This is a genomic window from Streptomyces sp. NPDC004065 (genome assembly GCF_044903565.1).
Lineage (GTDB): Bacteria > Actinomycetota > Actinomycetes > Streptomycetales > Streptomycetaceae > Streptomyces.
Genome location: NZ_JBJDQT010000005.1, coordinates 123,256 through 139,101, shown reverse-complemented (window position 1 = coordinate 139,101; position 15,846 = coordinate 123,256). Strand labels below are relative to the sequence as shown.

Sequence of the window (15,846 nt, the reverse complement as noted above, 5' to 3'; positions counted from 1 at the left end):
CGCCCGCGGCGGCCGGTGGAACGATCTCGGCGCGCTCGGGCGTTGGACACGGCAGGACGGACGGGACGGGGGCGGCGATGACGTGGGCGAGCGAGACGCGGGGCGATCCGGTGGTGCTCAGCAAGGAAGGGCTGCCCGGCTGGCTGGAGCCGGTCGTGCGGGTCGCCGAGACCATCCGGCCCGTCCAGCTCAGCCGCTTCCTGCCGCCCGAGGACGGCGCGGGACGCCCGTCCGCCGTGCTCGTCCTGTTCGGCGAGGGGGAGCGCGGGCCCGAGCTGCTGCTGATGGAGCGGGCCGGCTCGCTGCGCTCCCACGCGGGTCAGCCGTCCTTCCCGGGCGGGGCGCTCGACCCGGAGGACGGCGACCCCCAGGGCGAGGGCCCGCTGCGCGCCGCGCTGCGCGAGGCCGAGGAGGAGACCGGGCTCGACCCGGGCGGCGTCCAGCTGTTCGGCGCGCTGCCCCGGCTGTACATCCCGGTCAGCGGCTTCGTCGTCACGCCCGTGCTCGGCTGGTGGCGGGAGCCCAGCCCGGTCGGGGTGGTCGATCCCGCCGAGACCGCCCGGGTGTTCACGGTCCCCGTGGCGGATCTCACGGACCCGCGCAACCGTGCGACCACCGTGCACCCCAGCGGCCACCGGGGTCCGGCATTCCTGGTCGAATCGGCCCTCGTCTGGGGCTTCACCGCGGGAATCATCGACCGTCTGCTGCACTACGCGGGGTGGGAGCGCCCGTGGGACCGGGACAAGCAGGTCCCGCTCGACTGGCGGTCATGACAGGGTGGGCTCCGTGCCGTGCTGCCTCGGGGGACGCCGTGTCCGTGTCCGCTGCCGCCGTGCGGCGGGCCGGGTCCCCGGCCGAGCTGTGGTGACCGGTGACGGGAAGACGATGAGGCGAGGCTCGACGCGGTGAACGTGCTGGACATCCTGCTGCTGGTCGCCGCCGTGTGGTTCGCGGTCGTGGGCTATCGGCAGGGATTCGTGGTCGGCATCCTGTCGGTGATCGGTTTCCTGGGCGGCGGCCTGGTCGCGGTGTACGGCCTGCCGGTCGTCTGGGACGCCCTGACGGACGGCACACCGGTGAGCACCACCGCGGCCGTCGTCGCGGTGATCGTGGTCATCGTCTGCGCCTCGGTCGGACAGGCGCTGACCACCCATCTGGGCAGCAAACTGCGGGTCTACATCACCTGGAGCCCGGCACGGGCCCTGGACGCGACCGGCGGCGCCCTGGTCAATGTGGCGGCCCTGCTGCTCGTCGCCTGGCTGATCGGCTCGCTCCTGGGCCGCACGACGATACCGACGGTCGGCAAGGAAGTGCGCAACTCCCGGGTGCTGTTCGGCGTCTCGGAGGTGCTGCCCGCGCAGGCCGACACCTGGTTCACCGACTTCACCTCGGTCCTCGCGCAGAACGGCTTCCCGCAGGTCTTCAGCCCGTTCGCCAACGAGCCGATCACCGACGTACGGCCCCCGGACCCCGCGCTGCGCGACAGCGTGGTCGCGGGCCGCGCGAGACGGTCCGTGGTCAAGGTCGTGGGCACCGCGCACGGTTGCGGCAAGGTCCTGGAGGGCAGCGGCTTCGTCTTCGCCGACCGCCGCGTGATGACCAACGCGCACGTCGTCGGCGGCGTCGACGAACCCACCGTCCAGGTGGGCGGCGTGGGCAGGCGGTACGACGCGAAGGTCGTCCTGTACGACTGGCGCCGCGACATCGCCGTGCTCGACGTGCCGGATCTGCGGGCGCCGGCCCTGAAGTTCACGTCCGGTCAGGCGCACAGCGGGGACGGCGCGATCGTCGCCGGGTTCCCGGAGAACGGCTCGTACGACGTGCGCGCCGCGCGCGTGCGCGGGCGCATCACCGCGAACGGACCGGACATCTACCACCGCGACACCGTCCGCCGTGACGTCTACTCGCTCTACGCGACCGTCCGCCAGGGCAACTCCGGCGGCCCGCTGCTCACCCCCGAGGGCAAGGTGTACGGCGTGGTGTTCGCCAAGTCGCTCGACGACGCCGACACCGGCTACGCGCTCACGACGGACGAGATCCGGTCGGACATCGTCCAGGGGCGCAGTGCGAACCGGCAGGTGGACAGCGACAGCTGTGCGCTGTAGCCGGCGCGGTCAGCCGCGCGGGTGACGCAGGCGTACCGAGACCCAGCGGGCGCGGCGGCGCAGGATGCGCGGAATGCCCACCCGGAGGTCGGTGCCCGTCAGCTGCGGGGCGCCCCGCTGGTGGGAGCCGAGTCCGCCGCCCGTGGAACGGCGGGTGCGTGCTGCGTCACTGTAGTCGTGCGTCCAGCCCATACCCCGACGTCTGCCCCCGCCCCAAGGTCGATAACCGCCCCCGGCGGCCCCAATTGGCCTATGCGCCGGGCAAGTGGCCGTTCGTAGGACAGCCGTTCGCGTCCGGATACCGCGCCGGCGGGGTCACCGGTCGGGCTCGGGGTCCTTCAGCCAGTTGACGAGTTCGGTGGAGAAGGCCACCGGGTCCTCCTCGTGCGGGAAGTGGCCGAGCCCGTCGAACAGGCGCCAGCGGTAGGGCGCCTCGACGTACTCGCCCGAGCCGGCCGCGCTGCGGGTGCGCTGGACCGGGTCGAGGGAGCCGTGCAGATGCAGTGTGGGCACCCGCACCGGGCGCTTCATCCGGCGGTAGAACTGGATGCCGTCGGGCCGGGCCAGGGAGCGCACCAGCCAGCGGTACGGCTCGATGGCGCAGTGCGCCGCGGAGGGGATGCACATCGCCCGCCGGTACCTGTCGACCGCCTCGTCGTCCGGCAGCCGGGGGCCCGACCAGTCGCGCACCAGCCGGCCCACGAGCGCGCCGTCGTCGGCGGTGAGCTGCCGCTCGGGGATCCAGGGCCGCTGGAAGCCCCAGATGTAGGAGCTCGCCGCGGTCTGCCGGACGTCGGCCAGCATCGCCGAGCGCCAGCGCCGCGGGTGCGGCATGGAGACGACCGCGAGGCGGCGCACCAGCTTCGGGCGCATCGCCGCCGCCGTCCAGGCCAGATAGCCGCCGAGGTCGTGGCCGACCAGCGCGGCGTCGGGCTCGCCGAGCGAGCGGATCACGCCCGTGACGTCGAGGGCGAGGTTGGCCGGGTCGTACCCGCGCGGGGTGCGGTCGCTGCCGCCCACGCCGCGCAGGTCCATCGCCACCGCCCGGAAGCCGGCGTCGGCCAGGGCGACCAGCTGGTGCCGCCAGGTCCACCAGAACTGCGGGAAGCCGTGCAGCAGCAGTACCAGCGGTCCGTCGCCGAGCTCGGCGATGTGGAATCGCGCGCCGTTGGCGGCGACGTCGCGGTGCGTGACCGTGCGGCCGCCGACGGCCTCGATCCGTACGGTCTGCGCCGAGTGTGCCGATTGCGCCGAAGGGGTGGCGGGCTCCGTCATGAGGACGAGCGTGCCACAGCCTCGATGGCCTGGGGGGACCGGTCCGCCGGAGCGGGGGTTTCCGGGCGCGGGTGCGGCTTGGCCTTCTGCAGGACGCCCGCCGTCTCCTTCACCGACGCGGCGACCTTCTGCGGCCCCTTGCTCTTCTTGGCCTTCTTGGCGAAGACCACGCCGATCAGGGCGAGGCCGCCGGCGACGAGGACGTTGGCGGCGAAGGACAGCAGGAAGCAGACCGCGAGGTTCCAGCCGCTCCAGGTCCGAATGCCGTACGCCAGCGCGAAGTTGAGCATGGGCAGCGAGAACAGCAGCAGCAGGCCGGCCGCGCTGAAGGCGCCGCCGCTGGTCGCCCCGCGCTTGACGTCCTGTTTCAGCTGGGCCTTGGCGAGTGCGATCTCGTCGTGCACCAGCGCCGACATCTCGGTCGTGGCCGAGGCGAACAGCTGGCCGATGCTGCGTTCGGCGCCGACCGGGCTGCCGTCGGGTGCGCTCATCGCGGTCTCCCTGTTTCTGCGAGTCTGCTGCGAGAACTTTGTACCGTCCCGTCAGATCATGCCGGACGGTCGTCCTCCTCGCTTGCCCCGCCCGGCACTTCGGCAAGCCGGCTTGCCCGTTCGGCGGCCTTGCGGGCGGCGATGCGCCGGTGCTCGGCGGCCTTGCGCTCCAGGATGGCGGCCACACGGAGGTGGTAGTCGGGGTCGTCCTGCTCGTAGACGTCGGGGATGCCGTCGAGGTCCTCGTCCCGCTCCTCCTCCTCGGACAGCCGGCGGTAGCGGGCGTTGCGCAGCTTCAGCAGGAGCGTGGCGCTCGCCGCCGCGATCAGGGAGCCGGTCAGCACGGCCGCCTTGACCTCGTCGGTCAGCGCCGCGTCGTCCGTGAAGGCGAGCTCGCCGATCAGCAGGGAGACGGTGAAGCCGATGCCGGACAGCACGGCGAGGGCGAAGACGTCCGCCCAGGCCAGTTCGTCGCCGAGACGGGCCCCGGTGAACCGGGCGGTGAGCCAGGTGCCGCCGAAGATGCCGAGCGTCTTGCCGACGACGAGGGCCAGGACGACGCCCAGCGTCTCGGGCCGGGTGAACACCTCCGCGAGCGCCCCGCCGGACATCGGCACGCCCGCGCTGAACAGCGCGAACAGCGGCACGGCGAGGCCCGCCGACACAGGGCGCACCAAGTGCTCGACGCGCTCGCCCGGGGCCTGCTCCCGCTCCTCCCCCTCGCGGGGGGTGCAGCGCAGCATCAGGCCCATCGCGACGCCGGCGATGGTGGCGTGCACGCCGCTGTTGTACATCAGCCCCCAGATGACGAGGGCGAGCGGCACGTACACGTACCAGCCGCGCACCCCCTTGTGCAGCAGCAGCCAGAAGACGGCGAGGCCCACCGCCGCGCCGCCGAGCGCGGCGAAGTCCAGCCGCTCGGTGAAGAAGACCGCGATGATCAGGATGGCGAACAGGTCGTCGACGACGGCGAGCGTCAGCAGGAAGGCGCGCAGGGCGCTGGGCAGCGAGGTGCCGATGACCGCGAGCACGGCCAGCGCGAAGGCGATGTCGGTCGCGGTGGGCACCGCCCAGCCGTCGAGGGAGCCGCCGCCGACGAGGTTGGTGAGGGTGTAGACGGCCGCGGGGGTGGCCATCCCGCACAGCGCGGCGACGACCGGGAGGACCGCCGCTCTGGGGTCCTTGAGGTCGCCGGCGACGAGTTCGCGTTTGAGTTCGATCCCGGCGACGAAGAAGAAGACCGCCAGCAGCCCGTCGGCGGCCCAGTGCTCGACGGAGAGGTGGAGGCCGAGGGCGGCGGGGCCGAGGTGGAAGTGGCCGGCGCTCTCATAGCTGGCGCTCAGCGCGGGGACGTTCGCCCAGACGAGCGCGGCGACCGCGGCGAGGAGCAGCAGGACACCGCCGACCGTCTCGGTGCGCAGGGCGTCCATGACGAAGGTGCGCTCGGGCAGGGAGAGGCGTCCGAACACCTTGCGGGGGGCGGGGGTGGGACGGGGGGCGGCCACGGGAACCTCCGGGTGGGCAGGGACGAGCACATGCCGACCAGACTTCCCGGCGCACCTGAGGACCTTGTTGCGTTGCGGTCGCTGTGCCCAGCCTACCCAAGCGGGGCCGGTGCGGTCCGGTGTCGTCCTGCGGGCCCCCTCGCGGCCGGGAACGGACAACGGACCGGGGACGCGCGAGGGGCACCCGGTGTGTGCCGGGTGCCCCTCGGGGACGTGCCGTGTGTCCTCGGCCGCCCGCCGCGCTCCTCGTCCGGGTGAGGTGCTCAGTCCTCGGCGGACGTCGTCGGGAGCTTCGCCTGGATGAGGTCCATGACGGTGGAGTCCGTCAGCGTGGTGACGTCGCCGAGCTGCCGGTTCTCGGCCACGTCGCGCAGCAGCCGGCGCATGATCTTGCCGGAGCGGGTCTTGGGCAGCTCGGCCACCGGCAGGATCCGCTTCGGCTTGGCGATCGGGCCGAGGGTGCTGCCGACGTGGTCGCGCAGCTCGGCCACGAGGCCCTCGGTCTCGGCGGCGGTGCCGCGCAGGATCACGAAGGCGACGATCGCCTGCCCGGTCGTCTCGTCCGTCGCGCCCACCACGGCCGCCTCGGCGACCGACGGGTGGGAGACGAGCGCGGACTCGACCTCGGTGGTGGAGATGTTGTGCCCGGACACGAGCATCACGTCGTCCACGCGGCCCAGCAGCCAGATGTCGCCGTCGTCGTCCTTCTTGGCGCCGTCGCCGGCGAAGTACTTGCCCTCGAAGCGGGACCAGTAGGTGTCGATGAACCGCTGGTCGTCGCCCCAGATGGTGCGCAGCATCGACGGCCACGGCTCGGTCAGCACCAGGTAACCGCCGCCGCCGTTGGGCACCTCGTTGGCCTCGTCGTCGACCACCGTGGCCGAGATGCCCGGCAGCGGCCGCTGGGCGGAGCCGGGCTTGGCCTCGGTCACGCCCGGCAGCGGGGAGATCATGATGCCGCCGGTCTCGGTCTGCCACCAGGTGTCGACCACGGGGGTGCGGTCCCCGCCGATGTTGTTCCGGTACCAGATCCACGCCTCGGGATTGATCGGCTCACCGACCGAGCCCAGGACGCGCAGGCTGCTGAGGTCGAACTTCGCGGGGATCTCGTCGCCCCACTTCATGAACGTGCGGATCGCGGTCGGCGCGGTGTAGAGGATCGTCACCCCGTACTTCTGGACGATCTCCCAGAACCGGCCCTGGTGCGGGGTGTCGGGCGTGCCCTCGTACATGACCTGCGTGGCGCCGTTGGCGAGCGGGCCGTACACGATGTACGAGTGGCCGGTGACCCAGCCGACGTCGGCCGTGCACCAGAAGACGTCGGTCTCCGGCTTGAGGTCGAAGACGGCCCAGTGCGTGTACGCGACCTGCGTCAGATAGCCGCCGGAGGTGTGCAGGATGCCCTTCGGCTTCCCGGTCGTGCCGGAGGTGTAGAGGATGAACAGCGGGTGCTCCGCCTCGAACGGCTCCGGGGTGTGCTCGGCGGACTGGCCGTCCACCAGCTCGTGCCACCACACGTCCCGGCCCTCGGTCCAGGCGACCTCCTGGCCGGTGCGGCGGACGACCAGCACGTGCTCGACGTTGTCGACGCGCGCGATCGCCTCGTCGACGGCGGGCTTGAGCGCGGACGGCTTGCCGCGCCGGTAGCCGCCGTCGGCCGTGATCACGACCTTGGCGTCGGCGTCCTGGATGCGGGTCGCGAGCGCGTCCGCGGAGAAGCCGCCGAAGACGACGGAGTGCGCGGCGCCGATCCGGGCGCAGGCCAGCATGGCGACCGCGGTCTCCGGGATCATCGGCATGTAGACGGCGACCCGGTCGCCCTTGCGCACACCCAGTTCGAGCAGGGCGTTGGCGGCCCGGGACACCTCGTCCTTGAGCTGGGCGTAGGTGATGGCGCGGCTGTCGCCGGGCTCGCCCTCGAAGTGGATCGCGACCCGGTCGCCGTGGCCCGCCTCGACGTGCCGGTCCACGCAGTTGTACGCCACGTTGAGCGTGCCGTCCTTGAACCACTGGGCGAACGGCGGGTTGGACCAGTCGAGCGTCTCGGTGGGCTCCTCGGCCCAGGTCAGACGGCGGGCCTGCTCGGCCCAGAAGCCGAGCCTGTCAGCCTTGGCCTGCGCGTACGCCTCCGCCGTGACGTTGGCGCCCGCGGCCAGGTCGGCCGGGGGCGCGAACCTGCGCTCTTCCTTGAGCAGGTTGGCCAGGCTCTCGTTGCTCACGACATCTCCCTTTCCCAGGGTGTCCGTTGTGTCCCGGGCCACAGCTCATCAGACGCGGGGGTCGGATGACAAGGGTCGACGGACAATTGGTTTAGACCTGTCTCCCCGAATGGGTGGCCGCGGCATTCACTTCCCGGTCACTCCTTCCCACGGACGCCGGGCCGCCCGAGTTCAGCATGACCCCGGGCCACCACGGCCGACGCCGCCACGCCGGGCGTGTCGCACACCGGGCCGGACAGGTTGTGGGCGGGGCTCGCGGGGCTCCCGACCGCGCCCGTGATCGCGCGCGTGCCCGGGGCCGTGGTCGTGCCCGGGGCCGCGGGCGTACCCGGGTCCGTGGTCGTGTCCGGATCCGTGGTCGTGCCCGGCTCCGCAGTCGTACTCGGGTCCCCGCCGGCGCCCACGTCCACGCCCGCGAACACCGCGGCTCCGTCGTCCGTGCCGGTGAGCAGGTACGCCTGGGCCTCACCGACGTGGAAGTACATGCCGTGCAGTTCCAGCGCGCCCTCCCGCAGCGCGCGGGCCACCGAGTCGTGGGCGCGCAGGTGCTCCAGCTGCTGCACGACGTTGACGAGGCAGAGCCGTTCGACCGTGTCGGCGGGCCGCCGTCCGGCCAGTCCGGGGGCGGGGCGGTTCTCGTCGGCCAGCCGCTGGAGGCTGGGCAGCCCGTACCGCAGCCAGCGCCCGAGTGACGTAGAGGGCTCGGGGGTGCCGGGGCCGGTCGCGGGGCCGGTTCCGGTGCCGGGGCGGGGGCCGTCGTCGCCGTCACCGCCGTGGCCCGAGGTGAGCAGTGCCTGCATGGCGCCGCAGCCGGAGTGGCCGCACACCGTGATCGAGCGCACCCCGAGCACGTCCACCGCGTACTCGATGGCGGCCGCCACCGAGTCGTCGCCGCCGTCCTGCCCCGGCGGCGGCACGAGGTTGCCCACGTTCCGCACGACGAAGAGGTCGCCGGGGCCGCTGGAGGTGATCATCGAGGTGACCAGCCGTGAGTCGGCGCAGGCGAGGAAGAGCTGGGAGGGCTGCTGTCCCTCCCGGGCCAGCCGGGCCAGCTCGTCCCGCACATGCGGGGCGGTGGCGCGCTGGAACATGCTGATGCCGCGCGCCAGTTGCTGCCTGCTCAGGCCGGGGTGGTGCGCCGGGAGGGGAGTGGCGGCCGGGGCGTGGGTGACAGGGGTGGCCGCGGCGGTGCCGGCGGTGCCGCGGGCGTGTCCGGCCTGCCCGCCCGTACTGGTGCCGGTGCTGGTTCCGGTGCCGGCGTGGGGGCCGGTGCCGGCCTCGGTCCCGTGGTCACCGGTGGTGCCGGCCCGGCGGCCGGTGGCCGTCCGCGCGCCGTCACCGGCGGCGGGCAGCGGGGAGCCGGGGCCGGCGGACGGCCGGCCGCCGGCCCCGGCGGGCGCGGGGGCCGGCGACACCCGCCGCGGGCCGCCCTCGCACTGGTGGTTGCGCCAGGGCGTCCACGGCCGGCAGCGGCAGACGGAGCCCGCGGGGCCGGTCGGCTCGGCGATCCGGACCCCCGCGCGGCGCCCGGTGAGCTGGACCGAGCCGCCCTGCGCGGTGTGCGTCCGCTGCCAGTCCTGCAGCGACTCGTACGCCGCGTGGTCCATGAACGAGCCGTCCAGCCCGACGACCACGTCGGCCCCCTGGGGCACTCGGTGCAGAACCCGGCTCAGGCGCGGCACCGCGAGGAACGTCAACTGGCCCCGCACATGGACGTGGTGGACCCCTTCCCGCTCGTGGTGCGTGATACGGGTGCGGGTCAGGCGGTGCAGGGCGACGGCGACCGCCACGGCGATCCCGAGCACCACCCCTTGCAGGACGCCGAGCGCGACCACGCCGAGGGTGGTGGCGGCGTACACCAGCACCTCGCGGTGGCGGGTCACCGTGCGGATGTGGTGCAGGGACACCATCTGGACGCCGACGGCCATCACCAGGGCGGCGAGCGAGGCGAGCGGGATGAGCTCCAGGAGCGGGACCATCAGCAGCGCGGCGATCACTACGAGAACGCCGTGCAGCATCGTGGAGTTCCGGCTCACGGCTCCCGCGCGCACATTCGCCGTACTGCGCACCGCCACCCCCGCCACGGGCAGCCCGCCGAGGGCGCCCGACACGACATTGGCGGCGCCCTGCCCGAGCAGCTCCCGGTCCAGGTCCGACCGGGCGACGCGGGTGCCCGGTCCGGAGCGGGCGGCGGCCAGCCTGTCCACGGCGACCGCGCCGAGCAGTGACTGCACGCTGCACACCAGAGTCGTGCTGAGCACCGCGGCGAAGAGGCCGGCCACCGGCCCCTGCGGCAGTCCGGCGAGGGCGTGGCTGTGCCAGGACGGCAGGTCCACCCTGGGCAGGGCCAGCCCCGCCAGGGTGGCGACGGCGGTGGCCCCGGCGACGGCGACCAGCGCGGGCGGCACACGGCGCAGCGGCCGGCCCGCGCGGCCGGGGAGCCGGGGCCAGAGCAGCAGCAGGGCCAGGGTGAGCGTGCTGACGGCGAGAGCGGCGGGGTCGGGGCCGGCCAGCTGCGCGGGCAGCGCGAGGAGGTTGTCGATCACGGAGCTCTGCGGGCTGCCGCCGAGGACGATGTGCAGCTGGGCGACGGCGATGGTCACCCCGATCCCGGCCAGCATGCCGTGGACGACGGCGGGGCTGACGGCGAGGGCGCCGCGGGCCACCCGCAGGCATCCCAGGCCGAGCTGGGCGAGGCCGGCGAGCACGGTGACGGCGCAGGTCGTACGCCATCCGTAGCGGTGGATCAGGTCGGCGGTGACCACGGTGAGCCCGGCGGCGGGGCCGCTGACCTGCAGCGGGGAGCCGCCGATGCGTCCCGCGACGAGTCCGCCGACTGCGGCGGCCACCAGACCGGCCTGGAGCGGGGCGCCGGTGGCCAGGGCGATGCCGAGGGACAGCGGCAGGGCGATCAGGAAGACCGCGACGGCGGCGGACAGGTCGGCGCCCGCGACACGGAAGCGGCGCGGCCGCCGGGGCGGGCTGTGCGGGGGGTGGGAGCGCTCGGTCCGGGCCGAGTCGGCGGTGGGCGGGGGGACGCAGGCTGACATGTTCCCTCTTCCTCCGGGTGGCGCGGTCGCGGGATTGCTGGTCCCGCGGGGTCTGGCTGAGCCGGCACACAGGGATCGGCCGAGCCAACACCAGGTAAAGCGAACGTAATGCCACGTAAAGGTAAAGTCCTTATTCTTGGCGCGATTGGCGCAGCGAATCACCTCGATGAGTGAAGCGGGCTTTTTATCGGCTTGTCGTATTAATTCGCTCTTCCTTCTCATGCGACCTTGACGGCGCTGTCGGCTCGCCCGGCACACCACCAGCACGCGCCGTCCCGGCGCCGGCCGAGAGAAGGAAGAAGGTGGGCCGAACATGGCCGCCACCCAGAGGATCGCCGCGGGGGTCGTCGCCGCCGCGGCCTTCGCCTCGTCACTCGCCGGTTGTGCGAGTGGCCGCGAGGCTCCCAGGCAGGGCGCGCACGGCCCGCGACAGGGCGCGCCGGCGCCCGGGAGCGCCGTCCGCCTCATCGGCGACGGGTCCACCGCGTACACCGGGCCCCAGCCGCACCTGCCGAGACCGGAGCGGCTCAAGCCCGGTGAGAAGCCCCCGCAGTTCGTCGTCTTCTCCTGGGACGGGGCGGGCGAGGACAGCCAGAAGCTGTTCTCCCACTTCCGCCGGGTCGCCAAGGAGAACAACGCGACGATGACGTACTTCCTCAGCGGCGTGTACATGCTGCCCGAGGACAAGCGCGACCTGTACCACCCCCCGCAGCACGCCCCCGGCAGCTCGGACATCGGCTTCAACGACGAGAAGGGCATCGCCGACACCGTCGAGCAGCTGCGCCTGGCGTGGCTGGAGGGCAACGAGATCGGCACCCACTTCAACGGCCACTTCTGCGGGCCCGACGGCGGGGTCGGCCAGTGGTCGGTGGAGGAGTGGAAGAGCGAGATCGCCCAGGCCAAGCAGTTCGTGAAGACCTGGAGGACGAACACCGGCCTGCGCGACGCCGCCCCGCTGCCCTTCGACTACGACAAGGAACTCGTCGGCGCGCGCACGCCCTGCCTGGAGGGCCAGAAGAACTTCATGAAGGCGGCGAGCCAGCTCGGCTTCCGCTACGACACCAGCGGCGTCAACGACCAGGTCTGGCCGAAGAAGCGCTACGGCCTGTGGGACCTGTCGATGCAGCTGGTCCCCTTCCCCGGCCACACCTTCGAGCAGCTGACCATGGACTACAACTTCATGGTCAACCAGTCCGGCACCCAGACCCAGGGCGACCCCGCCATGTACCGCTACTGGGGCGACCAGATGCGCGACGGCCTCCTCAAGGGCTTCTACCGCGCCTACGACGGCAACCGCGCGCCCCTGATCATCGGCAACCACTTCGAGTCCTGGAACGGCGGCACCTACATGCGCGCCGTGGAGGAGGTCGTGAAGGAGGTGTGCAACAAGCCCGAGGTGCGCTGCGTGTCGTTCCGCCGGCTGGCCGACTGGCTGGACGCCCAGGACCCGCAGACGCTGGACAAGCTGCGCGGTCTGAAGGTCGGGGAGACCCCCCGGCAGGGCTGGGCGTCCTTCCTGTCCGGTCACCGGGCCCCGGCGCCCAGGGGCGTGCCCGGGGCGCCCAGGCCGTAGCGCGCGGTCAGACGGGAGCGGTGACGTTCTCGCCGAGGACGAACCCGGGGTCGATCTGCGCCGCCAGGTCGGCCCCGGTGCGCTCGTTGCCCCAGGAGGCGGCGTTCTTCAGGTGGAAGTGCACCATCTGGCGCGTGTAGCGGTCCCAGTCGCGCAGCTCGTACGTGGCGTCGGCGGCGACGTGCAGCATGCGCAGGGCGCGGCGGTTGGCGTCCTCCAGCAGTCCGAACCGGGGCGGCCGGCCCTTCTCCATGGAGCGCACCCAGTCCGAGTGCCCGACGGTCACCAGCAGGTCGTCGCCGACCTCGGCGCGGAGGAAGTCCAGGTCGTCCCTGCCCTGCACCTTGTTGCCGACGACGCGCAGCACGACGCCGAAGTCGCGGGCGTACTCCTTGTACTGGCGGTAGACGGACACCCCCTTCCGGGTCGGCTCGGCGACGAGGAACGTGATGTCGAAGCGGGTGAACATGCCGGAGGCGAAGGAGTCCGAGCCCGCCGTCATGTCGACCACGACGTACTCGTCGCGGCCGTCCACGAGGTGGTTCAGGAACAGCTCGACCGCGCCCGTCTTGGAGTGGTAGCAGGCGACCCCCAGATCGGCGTCCGTGAAGGGGCCGGTGACCATCAGGCGGACGGTGCCGCCGTCGAGTTCCACCGGGTGCGCGCAGGCGTCGTAGAGCGGGTTGTCCTCCCGCACGCGCAGCAGGCGCGATCCCTCGCCGGGCGGGGTCGTCTTGATCATCGTCTCGGCGGACGCGATGCGCGGGTTGGTGCCGCGCAGCAGGTCCTTGATCATCGGCAGGTGGTCGCCCATCGCGGGCAGCGCGGCGGCCTCGGCCTCCTCCAGGCCCAGGGCCGCCCCCAGGTGCTGGTTGATGTCGGCGTCGACGGCCACGACGGGGGCCCCGGAGGCCGCCAGGTGGCGCACGAACAGGGAGGACAGAGTGGTCTTGCCGCTGCCGCCCTTCCCGACGAAAGCAATTTTCATGTTCACCAAGCGTAGTGGAATGGCTGCGGTCAGTGGCATGGGTGCGTGAAGAAGACCACTCCTTCGTGGGGGCGGCGCCCGGGTGCGTAATGTCGTACTCATGAGTACGACAGGCGCGCCCGCCGATCCTCCCGCCAGCTCCCGTCCGGGCCCGGACCGGGCGGACCCCCTCGCCGCCCTGGGCTCGCTGCCCGGGGTGGCCGAGTCCGTGGAGTCCGTGCGCAAGGCCGTGGACCGGGTCTACGGGCACCGGGTCATGCGGCGCCGGAGCAACGAGATCACCTCCGAGGCGGCGCTGCGCGGCGCCCGCGGTTCCGCGGCCCTGTCCGGCGCGGACTGGGCCCTGGAGGAGGTGCGCCGGCGCACCGACTTCAGCGGCGACGACGAGGCACGCGTGATGGGTGCGGCACTGAGGCTGACGGCCGAGGCCGGCCAGCTGCTGTCCATCTGGCGCCAGTCGCCGCTGCGCGTCCTGGCCCGGCTGCACCTGGTGGCCGCGGCGAGCAAGGACGACGCCGTCGGACGGCCGCGCCGGCGGGACGAGGCCGTCGACGAGCCGCTGGTCGAGTCCGCGCTGCCGGACGCGGGGGAGGTCTCCGGGCGCCTGGAGGGCCTGTCGGAGCTGATCATCGCGGGTGGCTCCGCGCCCGCCCTGGTGACGGCGGCCGTGGTGCACGGGGAGCTGCTGGCGCTGCGTCCCTTCGTCTCGCACAACGGGCTCGTGGCGCGGACCGCCGAGCGCATCGTCCTGGTCGGCAGCGGACTGGACCCCAAGGCGGTCTGCCCGGCCGAGGTGGGACACGCGGAACTGGGGCGCGCGGCCTACCTCGCGGCCTTCGACGGGTATCTCTCCGGCACCCCGGAGGGCATGGCCGCCTGGATCGCCCACTGCGGCAGGGCGATCGAGCTCGGTGCGCGCGAGTCGACGGCGGTGTGCGAGGCGCTCCAGCGCGGCGCGGCCTGACCGGCCCAGGGGGGCGGCAGTCCCGGCAGTCCGGCGGTCCGGCGGTCTCGGCGGGCCGGGGGGCCCAGGCGGTCCCGTGCGGGCGGGCGAGGCGGGCGCGAAAATGCGGCGGTACGAGGACTCGTACCGCCGCTGGCATGACCACCGAGTTACCAAGCGTCCTCGATATGTCGCCCATCAGGTCGGGAACTTCGCCCGTCACCTGGTGCGGCTGGCCCGTAATCGACGGGTCGACGTCGCGTGGGTGCCCGGTGTTCATGCTCGGTCCGTGGGGCCAAATGCGCTTTGAAGGTGATCCTCTCGGATGTCCTTCGGTCTCGCGGGCCGTTAAGTCCTTTGTACTGCAAGCCGGGAGCAAGCGGAAGCCCTGCCCACGCTTCTTTACTTTTGGGCGCAAACAGGAGCCAAACGGACGTGATTCGCCGTGCGGCCGAATGCCGTGCCCATTACTCGTTACCCAGGAAACCGGCCCCCTGCCGGGGGCCGCGGTTCAGGCGACCGCGTTCCGGCGCCGGCTCGCGTACCAGACGAGTCCCGCGGTCGCCGCCGCCGCTCCTATGGCCGCGGCCGCCACCAGGGCCGGACGGGGCGGCACGGAGAACGCGGGCAGCCGCTGCTTGAGCCGTACCGGCCGGTGGAAGTCGAGGACCGGCCACCCGCGCGCGACGGCCTCCCTGCGCAGGGCCCGGTCGGCGTTGACGGCGTGCGGGTGCCCGACGGACTCCAGCATCGGCAGGTCGGTGACCGAGTCGCTGTAGGCGTAGCAGCGGTCGAGGTCGTACCCCTCGGACTCGGCCAGCTCCCGGATCGCCTGCGCCTTCGTGGGGCCGTACGCGTAGTACTCGATCTCGCCGGTGAAGCAGCCGTCCTCGCCCACCACCATCCGGGTGGCCACCACGCGGTCGGCGCCCAGCAGCGCGCCGATCGGCTCGACCACCTCCGCGCCCGACGTGGACACGATGACCACGTCGCGTCCGGCCCGGTGGTGCTGTTCGATGAGGGACGCGGCCTCGTCGTAGATGATCGGGTCGATCAGGTCGTGCAGCGTCTCGGCCACGATCTCCTTGACCTGCCGCACGTTCCAGCCGCGGCACAGCGCGGACAGGTACTGGCGCATCCGCTCCATCTGGTCGTGGTCGGCGCCGCCGGCGAGGAAGACGAACTGGGCGTACGCGGTACGCAAGACGGCCCTGCGGTTGATCAGACCGCCTTGGTAGAACGACTTGCTGAAGGTGAGCGTGCTCGACTTCGCAATGACCGTCTTGTCCAGATCAAAGAAGGCCGCTGTGCGGGGCAAGGAGTGGTTTTCCACGCCCCTGAGCATAGGGGCAGCCCATTCGGCGTAAGGTGGGCGCGTGGGTTTGCCTGAGAGGGCTCTCGGGTACACCATGGAAGTCACGGATCGTTCGCGACCGTGCTAACCCGGTCCGACTCCTCCCCCCCCGAGTCGGCCGTGGAGACGACCCCCGCTCTCCCCCCCGGCGGGGGTCGTCGCATGTCCGGACGGGTTTTCGCGCCTCGGCAGGCCACCGCCGGCCCCACCTCCCCCCGTCGCACCTCCCCGACCTGCGACATCATGATCCGTCACGGTCCGTAGTCGTGGGACTGCGCTGGGGAAGTCGCACGGGAAACCAGTACAGAGGTCGCCGGTTTGGGTGAAGGCGATATTCACATCC

The 15,846-nt window shown here is 72.6% G+C and carries 12 protein-coding genes; 4 read left to right on the top strand and 8 right to left on the bottom strand.

Going from position 1 to position 15,846, the window contains the following annotated elements; translation table 11 throughout:
• Positions 1-77: 77 nt before the first annotated feature.
• A complete protein-coding gene (locus ACI2LW_RS09070; protein ID WP_404730519.1) occupies positions 78-773 on the top strand; it encodes an NUDIX hydrolase in 696 nt (231 codons plus the stop codon).
• A gap of 132 nt (positions 774-905) precedes the next feature.
• On the top strand, positions 906-2,105 hold the full coding sequence (locus ACI2LW_RS09065; RefSeq protein WP_404730518.1) for a MarP family serine protease: 1,200 nt from the start codon (positions 906-908) through the stop codon (positions 2,103-2,105).
• A 9-nt stretch (positions 2,106-2,114) separates the two neighbouring features.
• Here ACI2LW_RS09065 and ACI2LW_RS09060 read toward each other — a convergent pair whose 3' ends face one another.
• From ACI2LW_RS09060 to ACI2LW_RS09035, 6 genes are all read right to left on the bottom strand, one after another.
• A complete protein-coding gene (locus ACI2LW_RS09060) occupies positions 2,115-2,297 on the bottom strand; it encodes a hypothetical protein (RefSeq protein WP_404730517.1) in 183 nt (60 codons plus the stop codon).
• Positions 2,298-2,420: 123 nt separating this feature from the next.
• The gene (locus ACI2LW_RS09055) at positions 2,421-3,380 is read right to left on the bottom strand and encodes an alpha/beta fold hydrolase (RefSeq protein WP_404730516.1); all 960 of its coding nucleotides are present in this window, start codon (positions 3,378-3,380) and stop codon (positions 2,421-2,423) included.
• Complete coding sequence (locus tag ACI2LW_RS09050; RefSeq protein WP_404730515.1) at positions 3,377-3,871, bottom strand: phage holin family protein; 495 nt, start codon at positions 3,869-3,871, stop codon at positions 3,377-3,379. Before ACI2LW_RS09050 ends, ACI2LW_RS09055 begins: the two co-directional genes overlap by 4 nt.
• Positions 3,872-3,927: 56 nt before the next feature.
• On the bottom strand, positions 3,928-5,376 hold the full coding sequence (gene nhaA, locus ACI2LW_RS09045; RefSeq protein ID WP_404730514.1) for a Na+/H+ antiporter NhaA: 1,449 nt from the start codon (positions 5,374-5,376) through the stop codon (positions 3,928-3,930).
• Positions 5,377-5,639: 263 nt separating this feature from the next.
• On the bottom strand, positions 5,640-7,595 hold the full coding sequence (acs, locus tag ACI2LW_RS09040; RefSeq protein ID WP_404730513.1) for an acetate--CoA ligase: 1,956 nt from the start codon (positions 7,593-7,595) through the stop codon (positions 5,640-5,642).
• 137 nt (positions 7,596-7,732) lie between these two features.
• Positions 7,733-10,645 carry a bifunctional SulP family inorganic anion transporter/carbonic anhydrase gene (locus ACI2LW_RS09035; protein ID WP_404730512.1) on the bottom strand — a complete coding sequence of 971 codons (2,913 nt, stop codon included), beginning with the start codon at positions 10,643-10,645 and terminating at the stop codon, positions 7,733-7,735.
• A gap of 313 nt (positions 10,646-10,958) precedes the next feature.
• Here ACI2LW_RS09035 and ACI2LW_RS09030 point away from each other — a divergent pair, with 313 nt between their 5' ends.
• A complete protein-coding gene (locus tag ACI2LW_RS09030; RefSeq protein WP_404730511.1) occupies positions 10,959-12,218 on the top strand; it encodes a hypothetical protein in 1,260 nt (419 codons plus the stop codon).
• A gap of 7 nt (positions 12,219-12,225) precedes the next feature.
• On the opposite strand, the gene ACI2LW_RS09025 is transcribed toward ACI2LW_RS09030, so the two are convergent.
• Positions 12,226-13,206, bottom strand: a complete 981-nt coding sequence (locus tag ACI2LW_RS09025) for an ATP-binding protein (protein ID WP_404730510.1) — start codon at positions 13,204-13,206, stop codon at positions 12,226-12,228.
• A gap of 100 nt (positions 13,207-13,306) precedes the next feature.
• On the opposite strand from ACI2LW_RS09025, the gene ACI2LW_RS09020 reads away from it, so the two are divergent.
• Positions 13,307-14,170, top strand: coding sequence for an oxidoreductase (locus ACI2LW_RS09020; protein ID WP_404730509.1), 864 nt, complete (start codon positions 13,307-13,309; stop codon positions 14,168-14,170).
• A gap of 490 nt (positions 14,171-14,660) precedes the next feature.
• Here the strand turns inward: ACI2LW_RS09020 and ACI2LW_RS09015 are convergent, their stop codons facing one another.
• The gene (locus tag ACI2LW_RS09015; protein WP_404730508.1) at positions 14,661-15,494 is read right to left on the bottom strand and encodes an HAD family hydrolase; all 834 of its coding nucleotides are present in this window, start codon (positions 15,492-15,494) and stop codon (positions 14,661-14,663) included.
• Positions 15,495-15,846: the final 352 nt, after the last annotated feature.